General features: G+C 62.5%; 17 protein-coding genes. 9 read left to right on the forward strand and 8 right to left on the reverse strand.

The genetic code is table 11. The features are described 5' to 3' along the window. Positions 1-2 precede the first annotated feature (2 nt). From H620_RS0106840 to H620_RS0106850, 3 genes are all read left to right on the forward strand, one after another. A complete protein-coding gene (locus tag H620_RS0106840) occupies positions 3-812 on the forward strand; it encodes an ABC transporter permease (RefSeq protein WP_023380047.1) in 810 nt (269 codons plus the stop codon). A gap of 19 nt (positions 813-831) precedes the next feature. Next, on the forward strand, positions 832-1,980 hold the full coding sequence (locus tag H620_RS0106845) for an ABC transporter ATP-binding protein (RefSeq protein WP_027907019.1): 1,149 nt from the start codon (positions 832-834) through the stop codon (positions 1,978-1,980). Positions 1,981-2,130: 150 nt separating this feature from the next. Continuing rightward, positions 2,131-3,438, forward strand: a complete 1,308-nt coding sequence (locus H620_RS0106850; protein WP_027907020.1) for a substrate-binding domain-containing protein — start codon at positions 2,131-2,133, stop codon at positions 3,436-3,438. A 105-nt stretch (positions 3,439-3,543) separates the two neighbouring features. Here the strand turns inward: H620_RS0106850 and H620_RS0106855 are convergent, their stop codons facing one another. The 4 genes from H620_RS0106855 to H620_RS0106870 all read right to left on the reverse strand — a co-directional run bounded on the left by H620_RS0106855 (position 3,544) and on the right by H620_RS0106870 (position 7,048). After that, complete coding sequence (locus tag H620_RS0106855) at positions 3,544-4,830, reverse strand: NAD(P)/FAD-dependent oxidoreductase (protein ID WP_023380044.1); 1,287 nt, start codon at positions 4,828-4,830, stop codon at positions 3,544-3,546. Continuing rightward, positions 4,827-5,570, reverse strand: coding sequence for an amino acid ABC transporter ATP-binding protein (locus tag H620_RS0106860; RefSeq protein WP_023380043.1), 744 nt, complete (start codon positions 5,568-5,570; stop codon positions 4,827-4,829). The genes H620_RS0106855 and H620_RS0106860 overlap by 4 nt, the downstream gene beginning before the upstream one ends. Beyond that, complete coding sequence (locus H620_RS0106865; protein ID WP_023380042.1) at positions 5,567-6,223, reverse strand: amino acid ABC transporter permease; 657 nt, start codon at positions 6,221-6,223, stop codon at positions 5,567-5,569. The genes H620_RS0106860 and H620_RS0106865 overlap by 4 nt, the downstream gene beginning before the upstream one ends. Positions 6,224-6,289: 66 nt before the next feature. Then, positions 6,290-7,048 (reverse strand): ABC transporter substrate-binding protein, encoded by a 759-nt coding sequence (locus H620_RS0106870; protein WP_027907021.1) that lies wholly within the window; start codon positions 7,046-7,048, stop codon positions 6,290-6,292. A gap of 165 nt (positions 7,049-7,213) precedes the next feature. Here H620_RS0106870 and H620_RS0106875 point away from each other — a divergent pair, with 165 nt between their 5' ends. Continuing rightward, positions 7,214-7,990 (forward strand): IclR family transcriptional regulator, encoded by a 777-nt coding sequence (locus H620_RS0106875; RefSeq protein WP_027907022.1) that lies wholly within the window; start codon positions 7,214-7,216, stop codon positions 7,988-7,990. Positions 7,991-8,149: 159 nt separating this feature from the next. Next, positions 8,150-9,211: a TerC family protein gene (locus H620_RS0106880; protein WP_023380039.1), complete on the forward strand. Its 1,062-nt coding sequence runs from the start codon at positions 8,150-8,152 to the stop codon at positions 9,209-9,211. Positions 9,212-9,416: 205 nt separating this feature from the next. On the opposite strand, the gene H620_RS0106885 is transcribed toward H620_RS0106880, so the two are convergent. Then, complete coding sequence (locus H620_RS0106885; RefSeq protein ID WP_027907023.1) at positions 9,417-10,070, reverse strand: HD domain-containing protein; 654 nt, start codon at positions 10,068-10,070, stop codon at positions 9,417-9,419. Positions 10,071-10,259: 189 nt separating this feature from the next. Continuing rightward, on the reverse strand, positions 10,260-11,480 hold the full coding sequence (locus H620_RS0106890; protein WP_023380037.1) for an acyl-CoA dehydrogenase: 1,221 nt from the start codon (positions 11,478-11,480) through the stop codon (positions 10,260-10,262). Between the two features lie 140 nt (positions 11,481-11,620). Between H620_RS0106890 and H620_RS0106895 the strand changes: the two genes are divergently transcribed. From H620_RS0106895 to H620_RS0106905, 3 genes are all read left to right on the forward strand, one after another. Beyond that, positions 11,621-12,547 (forward strand): LysR family transcriptional regulator, encoded by a 927-nt coding sequence (locus tag H620_RS0106895; protein ID WP_023380035.1) that lies wholly within the window; start codon positions 11,621-11,623, stop codon positions 12,545-12,547. A gap of 162 nt (positions 12,548-12,709) precedes the next feature. Beyond that, a complete protein-coding gene (locus tag H620_RS0106900) occupies positions 12,710-13,864 on the forward strand; it encodes a cysteine desulfurase family protein (RefSeq protein WP_023380034.1) in 1,155 nt (384 codons plus the stop codon). Positions 13,865-13,968: 104 nt separating this feature from the next. Next, entirely contained in the window at positions 13,969-14,748 is a 780-nt protein-coding gene (locus tag H620_RS0106905; protein ID WP_027907024.1) for a TSUP family transporter, read from the forward strand. Here H620_RS0106905 and nudC read toward each other — a convergent pair. Further along, positions 14,716-15,546: an NAD(+) diphosphatase gene (gene nudC, locus H620_RS0106910; protein ID WP_023380031.1), complete on the reverse strand. Its 831-nt coding sequence runs from the start codon at positions 15,544-15,546 to the stop codon at positions 14,716-14,718. The two genes, H620_RS0106905 and nudC, sit on opposite strands and share 33 nt — an antisense overlap. Before the next feature lie 33 nt (positions 15,547-15,579). Further along, a complete protein-coding gene (locus tag H620_RS0106915; RefSeq protein WP_023380030.1) occupies positions 15,580-16,392 on the reverse strand; it encodes a crotonase/enoyl-CoA hydratase family protein in 813 nt (270 codons plus the stop codon). A gap of 151 nt (positions 16,393-16,543) precedes the next feature. Here H620_RS0106915 and nhaB point away from each other — a divergent pair, with 151 nt between their 5' ends. Next, positions 16,544-18,046, forward strand: coding sequence for a sodium/proton antiporter NhaB (nhaB, locus tag H620_RS0106920; RefSeq protein WP_023380029.1), 1,503 nt, complete (start codon positions 16,544-16,546; stop codon positions 18,044-18,046). Positions 18,047-18,048 lie beyond the last annotated feature (2 nt).

The following is an 18,048-nucleotide window of genomic DNA, read 5'->3' on the forward strand; positions in this document are numbered from 1 at the left end:
TCATGCTCCTGTCTCCCAACGCCATGGGCCGCCCGCTGCGTACTGGCCTGTACTTGACCACCGGGGTCATCGCGGCCTTCCTGCTGCTGCCGGTGGTATTCATCGTCCTATTGTCGTTCGGCTCATCCCAGTGGCTGGTGTTCCCACCACCAGGCTGGACCTTCAAATGGTATGGCCAGTTCTTCTCCAATCCCGAATGGATGGACGCCGCCCTGGCCAGCCTCAAGGTCGCCGTGCTGACCACCCTTGCCGCCGTGCTGCTGGGCCTGCCCACCGCCTTCGCCCTTGTACGCGGGCGCTTCCCTGGCCGTGAGTTGCTCTACGGCCTGTTCACAATGCCGATGATCGTGCCGCTGGTGATCATCGCCGTGGCGGTGTATGCGCTGTTCCTCAAGCTCGGCTACACCGGCACGCTGTTCGCCTTCGTGGTCAGCCATGTGATCGTCGCCCTGCCTTTCACCATCATCTCGATCATCAACTCGTTGAAGTTGTTCGACCAGTCGATCGAGGATGCCGCGGTGATCTGCGGCGCCTCGCGCCTGCAGGCCATTTTCAAGGTCACCTTCCCCGCCATCCGCCCGGGAATGATCGCCGGCGGCCTGTTCGCCTTCCTGGTGTCCTGGGATGAAGTGGTGCTCAGCGTGATGATGGCGAGCCCCGACCTGCAGACACTGCCGGTAAAGATGTGGACCACCCTGCGTCAGGACCTGAGCCCGGTCATTGCCGTCGCATCGACGCTGCTGATCGGCCTGTCGCTTCTTGTCATGATTATTGCCGCCGCACTGCGCCGGCGCACCGAAGTCAACGCCTGAGTGCCCGGAGAGAACAACCATGAGTGCAGTGATCAAAGACACCGCGCACAACAAGACCCTGGTCAGCCTGCGCGGTCTGAACAAGCACTACGGCGACTTCACCGCCGTGGACAACCTCGACCTGGACATCCAGGACGGCGAGTTTCTCACCTTCCTGGGCTCCAGCGGCTCGGGCAAGTCCACCACCCTGTCGATGCTGGCCGGCTTCGAAACGCCCAGCAGCGGCGAGATTCTGGTCGAAGGCCAGTCGCTGGTGAACGTGCCACCGCACAAGCGCGACATCGGCATGGTGTTTCAGCGCTATTCGCTGTTCCCGCACCTGAACGTGCGCGACAACATCGCCTTCCCGCTGGCCATCCGCAAGCTCGGCGCCGCTGAGACCAACAAGCGCGTCGACGCCATGCTCAAGCTGGTACAGCTGGAGAAATTCGCCCACCGCAAACCCTCGCAGATGTCCGGCGGCCAGCAGCAGCGCGTAGCGATTGCCCGGGCGCTGGTGTACGAGCCCCGCATCCTGCTGATGGACGAACCGCTTGGTGCGCTGGACAAGAAGCTGCGTGAAGACCTGCAGGACGAGCTGCGCCAGCTGCACCGGCGCCTGGGCATCACCATCGTCTACGTGACCCACGATCAGGAAGAAGCCATGCGCCTTTCGCAGCGCATCGCCATTTTCAGCCACGGCAAGATCGTTGGCCTGGGTACCGGCTACGACCTTTACCAGAACCCGCCAAACGCGTTCGTGGCCTCGTTCCTGGGCAATTCCAACTTCCTGCGCATCAAGGCCAGCAGCAATGGGGCAGGCAGCTTCGAAGGCCAGCCGGTAGCCATTCGCCTGACGCCAGGCCTGACGGCCGGGCAAGACGCGCTGATCATGGTGCGCCCGGAAAAAGCCCTGGCACTGACGGCTGAACAAGCCGCTCGTGACTCGTTGCCAGCAGGTTGGAACGAGGTCAGCGCCAAGGTCGCGGAAGTACTGTTCCTCGGCGAAAGCCAGACCTGTCATGTGGTGACCGCCGGTGGTACCGAACTGACCGTCAAGGCGCTGTCTGCCGCGGGTATGCCCATGCAGCCGGGCGATACCGTGAAGGTTCGCTGGGCCGTGGCGGATGCCTGCGTGTACACCGAGTGGGCCGAAAGTGACCTGAGCAAATCCGCCGGCGCTCATTGATGCAGCGCCATCGCCGGCAAGCCGACGCTTCGTAGGAGCTGGCTTGCCGGCGATAAGCGGGCAAAGCCCTCCCTCTCGCCACCCGCTGTCACATTTCAGTCACGCCCCTGTCGTAATCTGCCGGGCACTCCTGTGCCAAAGGTCCCCGGCATGCATCGCCTGCTCATCCTGCTCATCCCGTTGCTACCGCTGATGGCCCTGGCCGAACCGGCGCACCTGCGTATTCAGGGTTCCAACACCATCGGCGCGGCCTTGTTGCCGGCACTTGTCGAAAGCTTGTTGCAGTCGCAACACGCCACGGCCATCCAGCGATTGCCCGGAGCGGTACCTAACGAGAGTGTGATCCAGGCACAGGATACCCAAGGCCGCGCCCTGCAGATCGACATCGCCGCGCACGGTTCGAGCACCGGCTTCACCGCCCTGGGCCGCGGCGAGGCTGACCTGGCCGCGGCCTCCCGCCCCATCAACGACGCCGAAGCCAACCAGCTGCATGCCTTGGGCGACCTGCGCGCGGCGCGTGCCGAGCAAGTCATCGGCCTGGACGGTGTGGCGGTGATCGTCCATCCCGACAACCCCTTGCCGCAACTGACCACCCAACAATTGGCCGAAGTCTTCTCCGGGCACATTCAGCGCTGGGAGCAGCTGGGCGTGGTCGGCGGCGAGATTCACAGGTATGCCCGGGACGAGCGCTCCGGCACGTTCGAGACCTTCAAGGCAATGGTACTGGACCGGCACCAGGCCAGCTTGATGCCGCAGACCCAGCGCTTCGAGTCCAGCGACGAACTGGCCGAACGGGTCGCTGGCGATCGCCAGGCCATCGGCTTCAGTAGCCTGGCAGCGGCGCACGGCGCCAAGGTGCTGGCAATCGCCGAGGGTGATGCGCCCGCGATGCGCCCTGAGCGCGCGCTGGTGGCCAATGAAGATTACCCGTTGTCGCGCAGGTTGTATTTCTACCTGCCCGCCAATGCCACACCCATGGCCCGGGCATTGGCCGACTTTGCCCAGAGCCCGGCCGGCCAGGCGATCGTCGCCGCACAGGGTTTCGTTTCTCAACAGGTCACGGCCCAGTCAGTGCCGCCACACACCAACATGCCACCGCGCTATCGCACCCTGGCCCTGAAGGCGCAGCGACTGAGCGTCAACTTCCGCTTCCAGGAAGGCAGTGCCAGCCTCGACACCAAGGCACTGCGCGACGTGCAGCGGGTGGCCGACTACCTGCGCCAGAACGCAAAGCTGCACACCAAGGCAGTGCTGGTGGGCTTTGGCGACCCCAAGGAAACGCCCGGGCGCGCCGCCCTGCTGTCACGTCTGCGAGCCCTGGCGGTAAGACGCGAGCTGGCGAGGGGCGGCGTCGAAGTCCTGGAGATAACCGGTATGGGCGACGAACTGCCTGTGGCCGGCAACGACCTGGAACAGGGCCGTTTGCGCAACCGGCGGGTGGAAGTGTGGGTCTACTGAAACCCCAGGTTTAGCCGTTGGCGCCCTGCCCAACAACGCAGTGGCCGAACGGGCTATCGGCCGCCGTCTTGGTCACCACAGGCCGGATTGCATGCGCGCCTGGACTCAAAGGATGGCGTCCAGCAGCCGGTACCAGGCAATGCCAACGCCCAGGTACAAGCGCTGCAGACCATGGAGCGGTATCGGCCGAATCGGCGTCACCGGAAACGGAAAATGCTCGGCCTGCCCAAGCAAGCGCTCGGCCAGATGGCGGCCAAGGGTCGTCGACATGGCAATGCCTCGACCGTTGTAGCCCAGCAGGATGCTCAGGCCAGGGGCCGGCTCATGCAGGTGCGGCAGGAAATCCTGGGTCAGCGCCACCCGCCCAGCCCACTGGTACTCGAACTCGACATCCTTCAAGTGCGGGAACAGCCCCACCACTGAGCGGCGCAGATGATTCCAGTCAGTGGCCGCACGCGGTTCTGCAAATGGCCCTCGCCCGCCCAGCAACAGGCGTCCTTGTGCGTCCTGCTTGAAATACACCAGCAGGCGCCGGGCATCGGAGCAGACTTCGCCCCCCGGCAAAATCGTGCGACGCAACTGCTCAGGCAATGGCCGGGTGGCGACGATGAAACTGTTCGCCGGCAGCAGCGTCTGCCGCAACTTCGGCCACAGATCGTCCGTGTAGCCATTGGTGGCCAGCACAACCCGTTCGGCTGTGACCACGCGGCGGGTATCGGTGGTGAGCGTCCACCCACTGCTGTCACGACGCAAGCCGGTCACCCGGTTATGGCCATGGATCTGCACGCCTTCGCTCAACGCCGCCCGCGCCAGGCCGCGCACGTAGCTCAGCGGCTGGACACTACCGGCACGCGGGTCGACCCAGGCACCGAGGTAGTCATAACTGCCTATACGCTGGCTCACACGGCCCTGGTCGAGCAGCTCGACAGGCACACCGCGCTTGCGCCATTGCTCGGCGCGCCGCTCGATCGCACGCATGGCGGCCGGCGTCGCAGCCGGCTGGATCCAGCCCTTGCGGGTCGCGTCGCACTGAATGCCGTAACGCTGGATGAGCGCGAAGACTTCATCGGCAGCGCCACCCGCCACGTCGACCAAGCGCTGCCCCTGCACCGGGCCGAAGAGGCGCAGCAAGTCTTCCGGGTCATGCTTGAGGCCCGGAATGACCTGCCCGCCATTGCGCCCGGAGGCGCCCCAGCCAGGCTCGCCGGCATCCAGCACACAAACCCGCACACCCTGGCGGGCCAGGTGCAGGGCCGTCACCAACCCTGTATAACCGGCACCGACCACGGCGACATCCACCTGCTTGTCGTTATCCAGTGGCGGTGTATGCACCCCCGGCGTGGCAGTGGCCGCCCATAATGAGGCAGGCAATGCCAGTTGCGCAGCACTCATGCCTGGCCCCCTTCACTGGTCAGCAAACGTCGCAGGAAGTCCTGGGTACGCTGTTGCTGAGGCGCCCCGAGCACCTCGCGGGCCGGGCCCTCTTCGATGATCCTGCCGCCGTAGAGGAAGCAGACCTTGTCAGCGACCTCACGGGCAAAGCCCATCTCGTGGGTCACCACCACCATGGTCATGCCTTCATCTGCCAGTTTTCGCATCACCGCCAGCACTTCACCTACCAACTCCGGGTCCAGCGCCGAAGTCGGCTCATCGAACAGAATCGCCTTGGGCCGCATGGCCAGCGCACGGGCGATGGCAACGCGTTGCTGCTGCCCCCCGGAAAGCTCGTCGGGGTAGGCGTCCATACGGTGGGCCAGGCCTACCTTCTCCAGCAGTGCCCGAGCATGTTCGCGGGCGGCTTGCGGGTTTTCCCTTTTCACATACACCGGACCTTCCATGACGTTCTGCAACGCAGTGCGGTGCGGAAACAGGTTGAAGCGTTGGAACACCATGGCCACCTGACTGCGGATGGAGTGGATGCTTTTGGCATTGCGGTCCACCCGTTCGTCTTCGACCAGGATGTCGCCACCTTCGTAGGTCTCCAGCCCGTTGATGCAGCGCAGCAAGGTGGACTTTCCCGAACCCGATGGGCCGATCAGGCACACCACCTGACCGCTGTCGACGTTCAGGTCGATGCCTTCGAGCACAGGTGTACTGCCGTAGCTTTTATGCAGAGACTGAATGCTGATCATGCGTGCTTCCTCGTGGCGATACGCGTTTCGAGACGGCGCAGGGCATACGACAGGGGCAGGCTCAGGGACAAGTAGAGCAATGCCACCAGGGTGTAGACGGTCATGTTCTCGAAGGTCGACGAAGCAATCAGCTGGCCGGCACGGGTCATCTCGGCAACGGTGATGGTCGACACCAGGGACGAGTCCTTGAGCATCATCACCAAGGTGTTGCCGTAGGGCGGCAAGGCAATACGCAACGCCTGTGGCAGCACGACCCGGCGCATGATCATCGGCCCACGCATGCCAAGGGACTCGGCCGCCTCGATCTGGCCCTGTTGAATGGCCTGTATGCCGGCGCGGAAATTCTCCGCCTGGTACGCCGAGTAGGCGATACCCAAGCCGATGATGCCCGCATGCAAGGCGCTGAGTTGAATGCCGAATTCAGGCAGCACGAAGTAGATGTAGAACAACTGCACGATAATCGGCAGGCCACGGATGACGTTGACCAGGGTGATGCCGCACAGGGCGACGGCGCGCACCTTCGACACCATCATCAGGGCAAAGCCCAAACCAATCAGGGAACTGAGCAGGAACGAGGCAATCGTGACCTGCACGGTGACCACCGCGCCATTGAGCAGAATGGGCAGGAAGTCCAGAGCATTCTGGAAGAACATAAGCGTGTCCGGGATGGATGTACCTAAGAGACGGCGCCCTTTCTGGGCACCGGAGGATGACGACCGTCAGTCGAGCTTCCACTTGGCGATGATGCCGGCCAGCGTGCCGTCGGCCTTGATGCTGGCGATACCCTTGTTGACCTGTGCCAGCATCTGCGGGTCGCCCTGGCGCATGATCAGGCACACCTGGCCCTTGAGGTGCGGCTGGTAACTCTCGACCAGGCGCACTTTCTTCAATGTGCCCTGCGCCATCTGATACGCCAGGATCGGGTGATCACCGAAGCCGGCCTTGATCCGACCCAGCGCCAGGTCACGGGTGAGGTCGGCGAGCGAGTCGTAGCCACGCACTTCCTTGAAGATGCCACGGCGATTCAGTTCGTCGATGAAAACGGTCCCCACCTGGGCTCCCACCACTTCGCCCTTGAAGTCATCCATACTGGTGTAGGCCTTGTCATCGTCGGCACGCACCATCAGCCCCTTACCGTACTCGAACACCGGTTCCGAATACTGCACGACTTTCTCCCGCTCTGGCGTGCGCAGCATGGCCGCTGAAATCAGGTCGATCTTACGAGCTGTCAGCGAAGGGATCAGCGCCGCGAAATTGGTCTGGGCAATTTCCACTTCAAAGCCCGCCGCCTTGGCCACGGCCTCAGCCGAGTCGACCATCATGCCCTGGATACTGTTGCTCTTCACATCAAGGAAAGTGAACGGAACGCCGGTGGCAGTGGCGCCCACTTTGTAGGTCTCGGCCTGGGCGACCAAGGCGGTGGCACAACTGGCGACCAGGGCCAGAGCGCAGGTGACTGCTCGAAGACGTGGATACATGCTGAACACTCCCATTTCACGCGACTTATTGTGTTTATGCGTAGGGTTGGCCTCAGGTATCGGCAGGAGGCATGTTTTTTACTATAAACAATTTACAAAAATCGTAAAGAGATTTACAAATATCGCATATCGATATTAAAGAAGCGGAAATGGATGATTCAACGTATGAACGATAGCGAAAGCAGCCTGTTCAATCAGTCATTGGAGAAGGGTTTGGCCGTGCTCCGAGCGTTCAATGCCCGCCGCCGTACCATGAACCTGGCAGAGGTGGCCGAGGCCGCCGGCATCAACAAGAGTTCGGCGCAGCGCATGATCTACACCCTCGAAGCCCTGGGCTATGTGAGCAAGCATCCGCTGAGCAAACGTTTCCAGCTCACTCCGGAAGTGATGGAGATCGGCTATAACTACCTGGCCGCCGACACCTTGGTGGACGTGGCCAACCCCTTCCTCGCGGAACTGGCGCAAACTACCGGCGAAACCACCAACCTGACCGAGCCCGTGCGCACCGACATGCTCTACGTGGCGCGGTTCGTAGGCCCCAAGTTCATCCCCATCCACTTACCGATCGGTAGTCGCATACCGATGTACTGCACGGCTTCCGGCCGCGCCTACCTGAGCGCTCTGGAAGAGGATGAAGTCAAGGCGCTGCTGGCGCGCAGCGAGCTCATCCGCCATACCCACCTCACCCGCACCAGCCCCGAGCAGATTCTTGAGGCGATTGCCGAGGTCCGGCGCAAGGGATATGCGATCAACAGCGAAGAACTGTTCCTCGGTGACATGGCCGTGGCTGCCCCCGTGCGAAACAGCCAAGGCCGGCCTGTTGCGTCCGTGCATGTGGTGGCGCCCACCAGTCGCTGGTCGGTGGAAGATGCCGAGCGCCGACTGGCGCCGGCCGCTCTCGAATGCGCGCGCGCCATCAGCACATCGATCAGGGCCCTTTAGGGCGCGCTGCACGCAAAAAAATGTAACAGCTCACCATTCGGCTTCGCGGGGAATTGGGTCTAGGCTCAGAACCATGTGATACCGGGCCCCTCTGACGGCTGCCGAGCCGCCATGTCGGATCACTGTTGCCATGCAACGTCGACATTCAAGGAGGGGCTCATGACAGCTCTGCAGACATTCCTCACCACCCCGTTCCTCGGCACCAGCACTTGGTTGTGGCTGGTGTTCATGGCCATCGTCATCGGTTTGCTGGTGCTTGACCTGGGGGTTCTGCACCGCCAGGACCGCGAGATCGAAATGCGCGAAAGCCTGTTGTTGTACTCAGGCTATTTCAGCGTCGGCGTGCTGTTCGGGGCCTGGGTCTGGTTCGAACTGGGGTCGCAGGCGGCGTTAGAGTTCTATACCGGTTTTCTGGTCGAGCAGTCATTGTCGATGGACAACGTGTTCGTCATGGCCATGATCTTCGGCTTCTTCGCCATCCCCCGCCGTTACCAGCACCGCGTCCTGTTCTGGGGCATCCTTGGCGTCGTGGTGTTGCGCGCGATCATGATCGGCGTGGGCGCAGCGCTGGTGCAGAACTTTGCCTGGGTGTTGTATGTGTTCGGCGCGTTCCTGCTGTTCACCGGGGTCAAGATGGCGTTCTCCAGGCAAGAAAGCCATCCGGATCTTGCCAACAACCCAGTGCTCAAGTTCGTGCGCCGGCACATGCGCGTCACGGACCAGATCCATGGCTCGCACTTTTTCGTACGCCTCAAGCCCCCAGGCCACACCAAGGCCCTGCATTATGCCACGCCGCTGTTCCTGGCCCTGGTACTGATCGAACTGGCCGACCTGGTGTTCGCGGTGGATAGCGTGCCGGCGATTTTCGCCATTACCCAGGACCCCTTCATCGTCTATACCTCCAACATCTTCGCCATCCTTGGCCTGCGCTCGCTGTACTTCGCCCTGGCCGCACTGATGCACCGCTTCGTCTACCTCAAGTATGCGTTGGCGCTGGTGCTGATCTTCATCGGCTGCAAGATCTTCTACCACGGCATGGTGGGCAAGGTACCGGCGTTGCTGTCGTTGGGCGTGACATTCGGGTTGTTGCTCGGCGGGGTCGTGTTGTCGTTGTTCAGGACGCGTAGGAGTGCACCGGAAGCTGCTCAGCCACCCATGGATCAGACGCAAGGCAAGGCCGTGAACGTGAACAAGGAAGAGGATCCGCAAATGAGGGTGTGAGCCAGAGCCGGGGGCCGCTTTGCGGATGCACTGGCCCCCAAGGCCTGCTGCATTTGCAGAGTTAGAAGCGATGACCAACACGCCATGATGAAAGGAATGATCAAGAACGCGCTCTTCAATGACGGCGACCACTTTTCAAACTCAATCATCCATCACCTCATGAATGACTTGCCCTACCAGCTCTCCCAGCGCGACCTTTCAGGCGTCAAGAAACGCCAATTTCATCCATGAAGCCGTCGACAAACCACACCAACCGCTGATGCCGCTGAGCCGCCAGTCGTGCGCCCTCGCCGGTCTGAAACCCCGACGCCAGCGTCAGCAATTTGTTGGGAAAGTGCTCAAGACTGAACTGACGATCCTGGTAGTCGCGGCCTTTGGCCTTGGGATTGTTCGGGTCATACAGCGCCGTACACATGCGGCCACCGACGTAGAAGCAGCGGGCAATACCGACCATGCCGAGGGCGTCGAGGCGGTCGCTGTCCTGCAGGATCTTCGCTTCCAGGGTATCGGCTGGCAGATGGGCGCTAAAGCTGTGCGCGGCAATGGCGTGGCGAACCGCCTCGATGCGTGGCGTGGGCCAGTTCAAAGCTGCGAGTATCTGCGCCGCCTTGCTGGCGGACAGCCGCGAGGCCTGACTGCGTTGGGGTGAGTCTTTTTCCACGGCCACACAATCGTGCAGCACGGTTGCGGCCAGCAACACCTCCAGGTCCCCGCCCTCTACCGCGTGGATCCTGCGTACGTTGGCCCACACTCGGTGCAGGTGCGCCAGGTCATGGGCGCCGTCATCCGTGGCTTCAGGCATGTGCGCCTGCAACGCATCCGCAAGAAATTGGAGGGGGTGGAACGGTGAGTGACTCATTTACATCCTGGCCGTGGCAAATCGGAGACAGCGGCGGCAAGCCGCCCCTCGCAGGACGGCACATACCGCAATGATGTAGCAGGGACCTGTGGGAGCGAGTTCACCCGCGAACACTGGCAAAGCCAGGGCCATGCACCGCGTCGAATGCTTCGCGGGCAACCCGCACAGAAACTGCGTGATCAGCACAGACTAGCGCAACATCGACGGCGGCACGTACTTACCGATTTCATACTTGCCAATCGCCGCCCGGTGCACTTCGTCCGGCCCATCGGCCAAGCGCAGGGTGCGCTGCATGGCGTACATGTAGGCCAACGGAAAATCACCGCTCACCCCTGCCCCACCATGTATCTGGATTGCCCGGTCGATCACCTTCAAGGCCACGTTCGGAGCCACCACCTTGATCTGGGCGATTTCGCTGCGCGCCACTTTGTTGCCGACGGTATCCATCATATAGGCCGCCTTCAGGGTCAGCAGCCGCGCCATGTCGATTTCCATCCGCGAGTCGGCGATCTTGTCGATGTTGCCGCCCAGTCGTGCCAATGGCCGGCCGAACGCTGTTCGCTCGACCGAGCGCCTGCACATCAACTCCAGTGCCCGTTCAGCCATGCCGATCGACCGCATGCAATGGTGAATGCGGCCGGGGCCCAGGCGTCCCTGGGCAATTTCAAAGCCGCGGCCCTCGCCGAGGATGACATTCTCGTAGGGCACCCGCACATCCTCGAACAGCACCTCGGCATGACCATGGGGTGCATCGTCATAACCGAACACCGGCAATGGTCGGACGATGTTCACCCCAGGTGCATCGGTCGGCACCAATACCATCGAATGCTGCTGGTGACGCGGCCCATCGGGATTGGACAGGCCCATGAAGATCATCACCTTGCAACGCGGGTCGCAGGCGCCGGAGGTCCACCACTTGCGACCGTTGATCACCCACTCATCCCCATCGCGCACGGCGGTGGCAGCCATGTTGGTGGCATCCGATGAGGCAACGTCCGGTTCGGTCATGGCGAACGCCGAACGGATCTCGCCGCGCAGCAGCGGCTCGAGCCACTGGCGCTTCTGCGCCTCGCTGCCGTAGCGGACCAGCACCTCCATGTTGCCGGTGTCCGGCGCCGAGCAGTTGAACGGCTCCGGGCCGAGCAGTGAGCGGCCCATGATCTCGGCCAGCGGCGCATATTCCAGGTTGCTCAACCCCGCGCCGTACTCCGACTCGGGCAGGAACAGGTTCCACAGGCCTTCGGCGCGGGCCTTGGCCTTGAGCTCTTCCATGATCGCAGTCGGCTGCCAACGGTCACCCTCGGCGACCTGCCGCTCGAACACCGGTTCGGCGGGATAGACATGGGTGTCCATGAACGCAGCGACGCGTTCGCGCAGGGCCTGGACCTTGGGTGAATAGGCGAAATCCATCTGGGCTACCTTCACGGTTCGAAATACATGGACCAGAGCCTAGAACAGCCGGCCTTCATCCACCTAGTCTATTTTCTACGTGTATAAACATTCATAACCGATATATGATCGACCCATAATTCCAACAAAGAGCGGCGCCTATGAACCTCAGCAAGGTCGACCTCAACCTGTTCATCGTTTTCGACGCGATCTACACCGAAGCCAACCTGACCCGCGCCGGGCAGATCGTCGGCATCACCCAGCCGGCGGTGTCCAACGCCCTGTCACGGCTGCGCGAAACCTTCAACGATCCACTGTTCGTCCGCACCGCCCAGGGCATGGTGCCTACCCCCATGGCGCAGAACATCATTGGCCCGGTGCGCAACGCCCTGGCGCTGCTGCGAACCTCGGTGCAGGAAAGCCGCATCTTCAACCCGCAGCAAGCCAACAAGACCTTCCGCATCAGCATGACCGACCTCACCGAAGCGGTGATCCTGCCGCCGCTGTTCCAGCGTCTGCGCCGCCAGGCCCCCTCGGTGCTGATCGAGAGTTTTCTGTGCAAGCGCCGCGAGACCACCAAGGAGCTGGCCGCCGGTAGACTGGATTTCGCCGTCGATGCGCCCTTGAACACCGACCCGCAGGTACGCCATGTCAAACTGATGCAAGACCGCTACGTCTGCGCGTTGCGCCAGGGCCATCCGCTGGCTGAAGCCAAGTTGACGCTCGACAGTTACCTAGGCATGACCCACATCCACATCTCCAGCCGCCGCAACGGCCTGGGCTATGTCGACCTGGCGCTGGGCAAGATGGGCGTGCAGCGCAAGGTTGCCTTGCGTTCACAGCACTACTTGATGGCATCGCAGGTGCTGCAGCAAACCGACATGGTGATGACCGTTCCCGAGCGATTCGCCCGTCGCCATCAGTTGCGCTATCAACCGCTGCCGGTCGACGTGCCACCGCTGGAAACGCACCTGTATTGGCACGAAAGCACTGATCAGGACCCGGCCAATCGTTGGATGCGCGAACAGATCATCGAGCTGTGCGAGCGCGTGGTGCTCGAGGAGGAGAAAGCGCTGCAATCGGCATGACAACGACGGGAGAACAATTTTCTACCTCAAGGCCTTGCAATAGAGAAATTTTTTCAAGGTTGGCCGACGGGACCCACCATTGAGCAAAACATTTCGGGCAGCAGCGGGTACGCTTTCATCAAAGATCGCCATATCCACGGCAACAGAAACGGACCCGCCCCAATGCCCAGTGCCCCGCTTTACTTCGATTACGCTGCCACCACGCCGGTCGACGACCGGGTCATCGAAACCTTGGTTTCCTGCCTGAGCCGCCATACGAATTTCGGTAACCCCGCCTCCAGCGGCCACGCCTATGGCCAGGCGGCTCGCGATGCCGTTGAAAAGGCGCGCCAGCAGGTCGCTGATCGCGTGGGCGCCAAAGCGAGCGAGCTGGTCTGGACCTCCGGCGCTACCGAGTCCAACAACCTTGCACTCAAGGGCATAGCCCTAGGTGCCGGGCAACCCGGCCACTTGATCACCAGCCGATTGGAGCACAAGGCAGTGCTGGACACTGTCGCCGAACTGGCTCGCCAAGGCTGGGCGGTCACTTACCTGACGCCGGACGAAGACGGGCTGATCCAGCCGCAGGCCGTACAGGCTGCGCTGCGCGACGACACCCGTCTGGTGTCGTTGATGGCCGTGAACAACGAACTGGGAACCATCACCGACTTCGCCGCCATCGGCGAGCATGTGCGAGCGCACGGGGCTTTGCTGCATGTGGATGCAGCACAGGCTGTGGGCAAGCTGCCCATCGACCTGGGCAGCCAGGCGGTTGACCTGATGTCGTTCTCCGCTCACAAGGTCTATGGCCCCAAAGGCATCGGTGCGCTGTATGTGGGGCCACGCGCATTTCCATGGATGCGTGCACAGATGCACGGCGGAGGTCATGAACAGGGCTTGCGCTCCGGGACCCTGGCCACCCACCAGATCGTCGCGATGGGCACCGCGTTCGCGCTGGCCGGTCAGCCGGGCGACGGCGAACACCAGCGTATCGAACGGCTGGCCGAACGCCTGCGTGCAGGCTTGCTGGCGTTGCCGGGGGTGAGCCTCAACGGCAGCCGTACACAGCGCATCCCGCACACCTTGAATCTGTGTATCGAGGCCAAAGGGTTCAACAGTGCAGCCTTGGCCAGCGAGCTTGCGCTTTCGACCACCTCGGCGTGCAACTCGGCAAGCAACGCCGCGTCGCACGTGCTGTTGGCGCTGGGGTTGGACGAAGCGCTGGCGCGCAAGAGCGTGCGCATCAGCCTAGGACGGTTCACCACCGAGGCCGAGGTGGACAAGGCCGTCGAAGTCTTCTCGCGGGTGGTGACGGCGGCTTCGCAGGCATTGTGGTAAGGCCACGTTACGTTTCGGTCGCAACACAGGGCGCACGGGATTAACATGGTCGCCTTCCAGCGCGGCCGATGGCCGCCCCTTGCCTGACTGTCCGCCAAAAATCCATGCCCTTCGAACTCACCGTAGAACCGCTTACCCTGCTGATACTTGCCCTGGTCGCCTTCGTCGCCGGTTTCATCGATGCCATCGCCGGTGGCGGTGGCCTGCTGACCACGCCGGCCTTGCTCACCGCTGGCATGCCGCCGCACTTGGTACTGGGCACCAACAAACTCAGCTCGACCTTCGGTTCGGCTACCGCCGGTTTCACCTACTACCGACGCAAGCTGTTCCACCCTGCCCAATGGCGTCGGGCACTGCTCGGCACACTGGTGGGTGCCTTGATCGGTGCGGTGGTCGCCCACTACATGCCCGCCGAATGGCTGAACAAGATGCTCCCGGTCATCGTCTTCGCCTGCGGTATCTACCTGTTGTTCGGTGGCACGCCCAAGGCGCCCCTGGACGCCGATGCGCCAATCAAGAAGAAGTGGCAGTTACCCCAGGGCTTCACCCTGGGCTTCTATGACGGTGTGGCCGGCCCCGGCACCGGCGCGTTCTGGACCGTGAGCACCTTGCTGCTCTACCCCATCGACTTGGTACGGGCCAGCGGTGTGGCGCGCAGCATGAACTTCGTCAGCAACATCGCGGCGCTGACGGTGTTCATCATTTCCGGGCAGGTGGACTACATCGTCGGCTTGTGCATGGGCCTGTCGGTGATGGTCGGTGCCTTCTTCGGCGCACGCACGGCGATCAGCGGCGGCAGCAAGTTCATCCGCCCGGTGTTCATCACCGTGGTGCTGGCCTTGACCGTGCGCCTAGCGTGGCAGCACTGGTTCGGGCAGGCCTAAACGACGCGCCACATACAGGTCGATCAGGTATCGGGCGATGGAGCGCCCGGCCGGCAGGGGTGGCAGTTCATGCACGCTGAACCACTTGGCGTCTTCGATCTCGTCCGGCTGCATGACGATCTCGCCCCCCGCGTACTCGGCATGGAAACCCAGCATCATCGAATGCGGGAACGGCCAGCACTGGCTCCCGATGTACTGGATGTCCTTCACCTCAACCGCGACCTCCTCACGCACTTCACGCACCAGGCAATCCTCGGCCGACTCACCAGGCTCGGCGAAGCCGGCCAGTGTGCTGTAGACACCGCTCACGAAACGTGGCGAACGGGCCAGCAGGATCTCGTCGCCACGGGTCACCAGCACGATCATGCTCGGCGAGATACGCGGGTAGCTACGCAGGTCGCAGGGCTGGCAATACATCGCCCGCTCCCAGCGAATTTGCGTCATCGGCTGGCCGCAACTGCCGCAAAAACGGTGCTCGCGCGCCCAGGTGCCGATCTGCGCGGCATAGCCCAGAATCTTGTAGGTCTCGAAATCGCCTTCGAGCATGAACGAACGTAGCCCGCGCCAATGGCAACCCGGCACCTCGCTGGCGCTGCGCAGTTCGAGCAGGAACACGGGCTCGCCGTCGAAGTGGCCGATACCCTGCTCGCACAGCACGTCCAGGTCCTGGCGCTTGAGCCAGTCCCGGGGGAACAGCGCGCCATTGTCATCCAGCAGGAACCCGTCCGGGCTGCGGGCGACGGCAAGTCCCCCGGTGATTTGCGGGTCGAGTACTGCGGTGATCCAGCGAGCTGACATGTGGAGGTTCCTTGCAGCGCGTCCCCCGGACTGTCAGTCGGCGAACGTCGGTTTCTGTTTGCTCATGTGCGCCGCCACGGCCACGCGCAGGTCTTCGGACTGCAGCATGGCGGCGTTCCAGGTAGCGATGTATTCAAGGCCATCGTCGATGCGATGGTCGCGCATGTAGCTGAGCATCTCCTTGGTGCCGGCCACGGCGATCGGCGATTTTGCGGCAATCTCGCGGGCGATGGCAAAGACACCGTCCAGCAGCGCGGCCTGATCATCATAGACCCGGTTTACCAGGCCGATGCGCAGCGCCTCGTCGGCATCGACCATGCGACCGGTGAAGGCCAGCTCACGCATCATGCCGTCGCCGATGATACGTGGCAAACGTTGCAACGTACCGACGTCTGCCGCCATGCCCATGTCGATTTCCTTGATCGAGAACTGCGCATCCTGGCTGCAGTAGCGCATGTCGCACGCCGACACCAGGTCGATGGCGCCGCCGATGCAGTACCCTTGGATCGCTGCCAGCACCGGCTTGCGGCAGTTGTCGACGGCGTTGAACGAGGCTTGCAGGCGCAGGATGGTGCGCCGCAGCAAACGGGCATTGCGCCCCACGTCCTTGCCCATCTGCCCGGCCAGCGAGGCGAGCATCATCAGGTCGATGCCGGAGGAGAAATGTTTGCCCGCGCCACTGATGACCACCGCCCGTACTGCATCGGTGTCGTCGATCCACTGGAAGATGTCGACGATTTCTTCCCAGAAGGCAGCATTCATCGCGTTGATCTTCTCGGGACGATTGATCTGCACATGGGCGATGTTGTCGGTCTGCTCGACCTTGAACGCGCTGTAGTCGGTCACGGGCGGTACTCCTTGAGGGGAAAGGTTCACAGCGCTGGATGTTAACCCAGCCCTGTGGCCGCACTTGTGCCAAAAACGGGACTCCATGCCTTGCCTAACGGCAGCTGATGCGGCACCGTGCGCCATCGCTGAATCATAAGGAAACATATTCATGTCCCGCTCCCTGACGGGCGCGCTTGCCCAGAGTTTTCTGGGCCAGTCGCCGCGCTGGTACAAGGCCGTCATCTGCCTGTTCCTGGTGCTGAACCCAGTGCTGCTGTTCACGGCTGGCCCGGTGGCCGCTGGCTGGCTACTGGTCGTCGAATTCATCTTCACCCTGGGCATGGCGCTCAAGTGCTACCCGCTGATGCCCGGCGGCCTGCTGCTGATCGAAGCATTGCTGGTGGGGATGACAACGCCCCAGGCATTGTACGAGGAGTTACAGCACAACTTCCCAGTGATCCTGCTGCTGATGTTCATGGTGGCGGGCATCCACTTCATGAAAGAGCTGCTGCTGTACCTGTTCTCGCGGATTCTGCTGGGCGTGCATTCCAAAGCCGTGCTGGCCTTGCTGTTCTGTGTGCTGTCGGCATTCCTCTCGGCCTTCCTCGACGCACTGACCGTGACGGCGGTGATCATCAGCGCCGCCGTGGGCTTTTACGCGGTGTATCACCGCGTCGCTTCGGGCGCCAACCCTCGTGAGGAAAGCGCGCTGGACAGTGACCAAGAGGTCGCCCAGTTGCACCGCGAAGACCTCGACCAATTCCGCGCCTTCCTGCGCAGCCTGCTGATGCACGGCGCGGTCGGCACGGCCCTGGGCGGCGTTTGTACCTTGGTAGGCGAGCCGCAGAACCTGCTGATCGGCCATGAAATGGGTTGGCACTTCGCCGACTTCTTCTTCAATGTCGCACCCGTGTCGCTCCCCGTGCTGGGTGCAGGACTGGTTACCTGCGTACTGCTGGAAAAACTGCGCCTATTCGGTTACGGCGTGTTGATGCCAGCACCGGTGCGCCATGTGCTGGCCGCCTATGCCGCCGAAGATGATGCCGCCCGAACCCCGGCGCAACGCCTCGCCCTGCTGGTACAGGGCCTCGCCGCGTTGATCCTGATCATCAGTCTGGGCCTGCACATCGCCGAAGTCGGCCTGATCGGCCTGCTGGTAATCGTGCTTATCACCGCCTTTACCGGCATCACCGACGAGCATCGCCTGGGCCGAGCCTTCCAGGACGCCATGCCCTTCACGGCCCTGCTGGTGGTGTTCTTCGCGGTGGTCGCGGTCATCCATGACCAACAGCTGTTCAGCCCGCTGATCGCCTGGGTGCTGGCGCTGCCTGCCGAGCAGCAGCCGGGCATGCTGTACCTCGCCAACGGCCTGCTCTCAGCGATCAGCGACAACGTGTTCGTCGCCACCATCTACATCACCGAGGTCAAGCAAGCCTTCCTCGACGGCGCCATGAGCCGCGAACATTTCGAAACCCTGGCGGTGGCGATCAACACCGGTACCAACCTGCCCAGCGTGGCTACACCCAATGGGCAGGCGGCCTTTTTGTTCCTGCTGACCTCGGCGATCGCACCACTGATTCGACTGTCGTATGGGCGGATGGTGTGGATGGCGCTGCCCTACACCGTGGTGATGGGCGGGCTGGGCTGGTGGGCGGTTACCTACTGGTTGTGAGG

Origin of the sequence: Pseudomonas taiwanensis DSM 21245 (genome assembly GCF_000425785.1) — a bacterium.
Classification (GTDB): Bacteria; Pseudomonadota; Gammaproteobacteria; order Pseudomonadales; family Pseudomonadaceae; genus Aquipseudomonas; species Aquipseudomonas taiwanensis.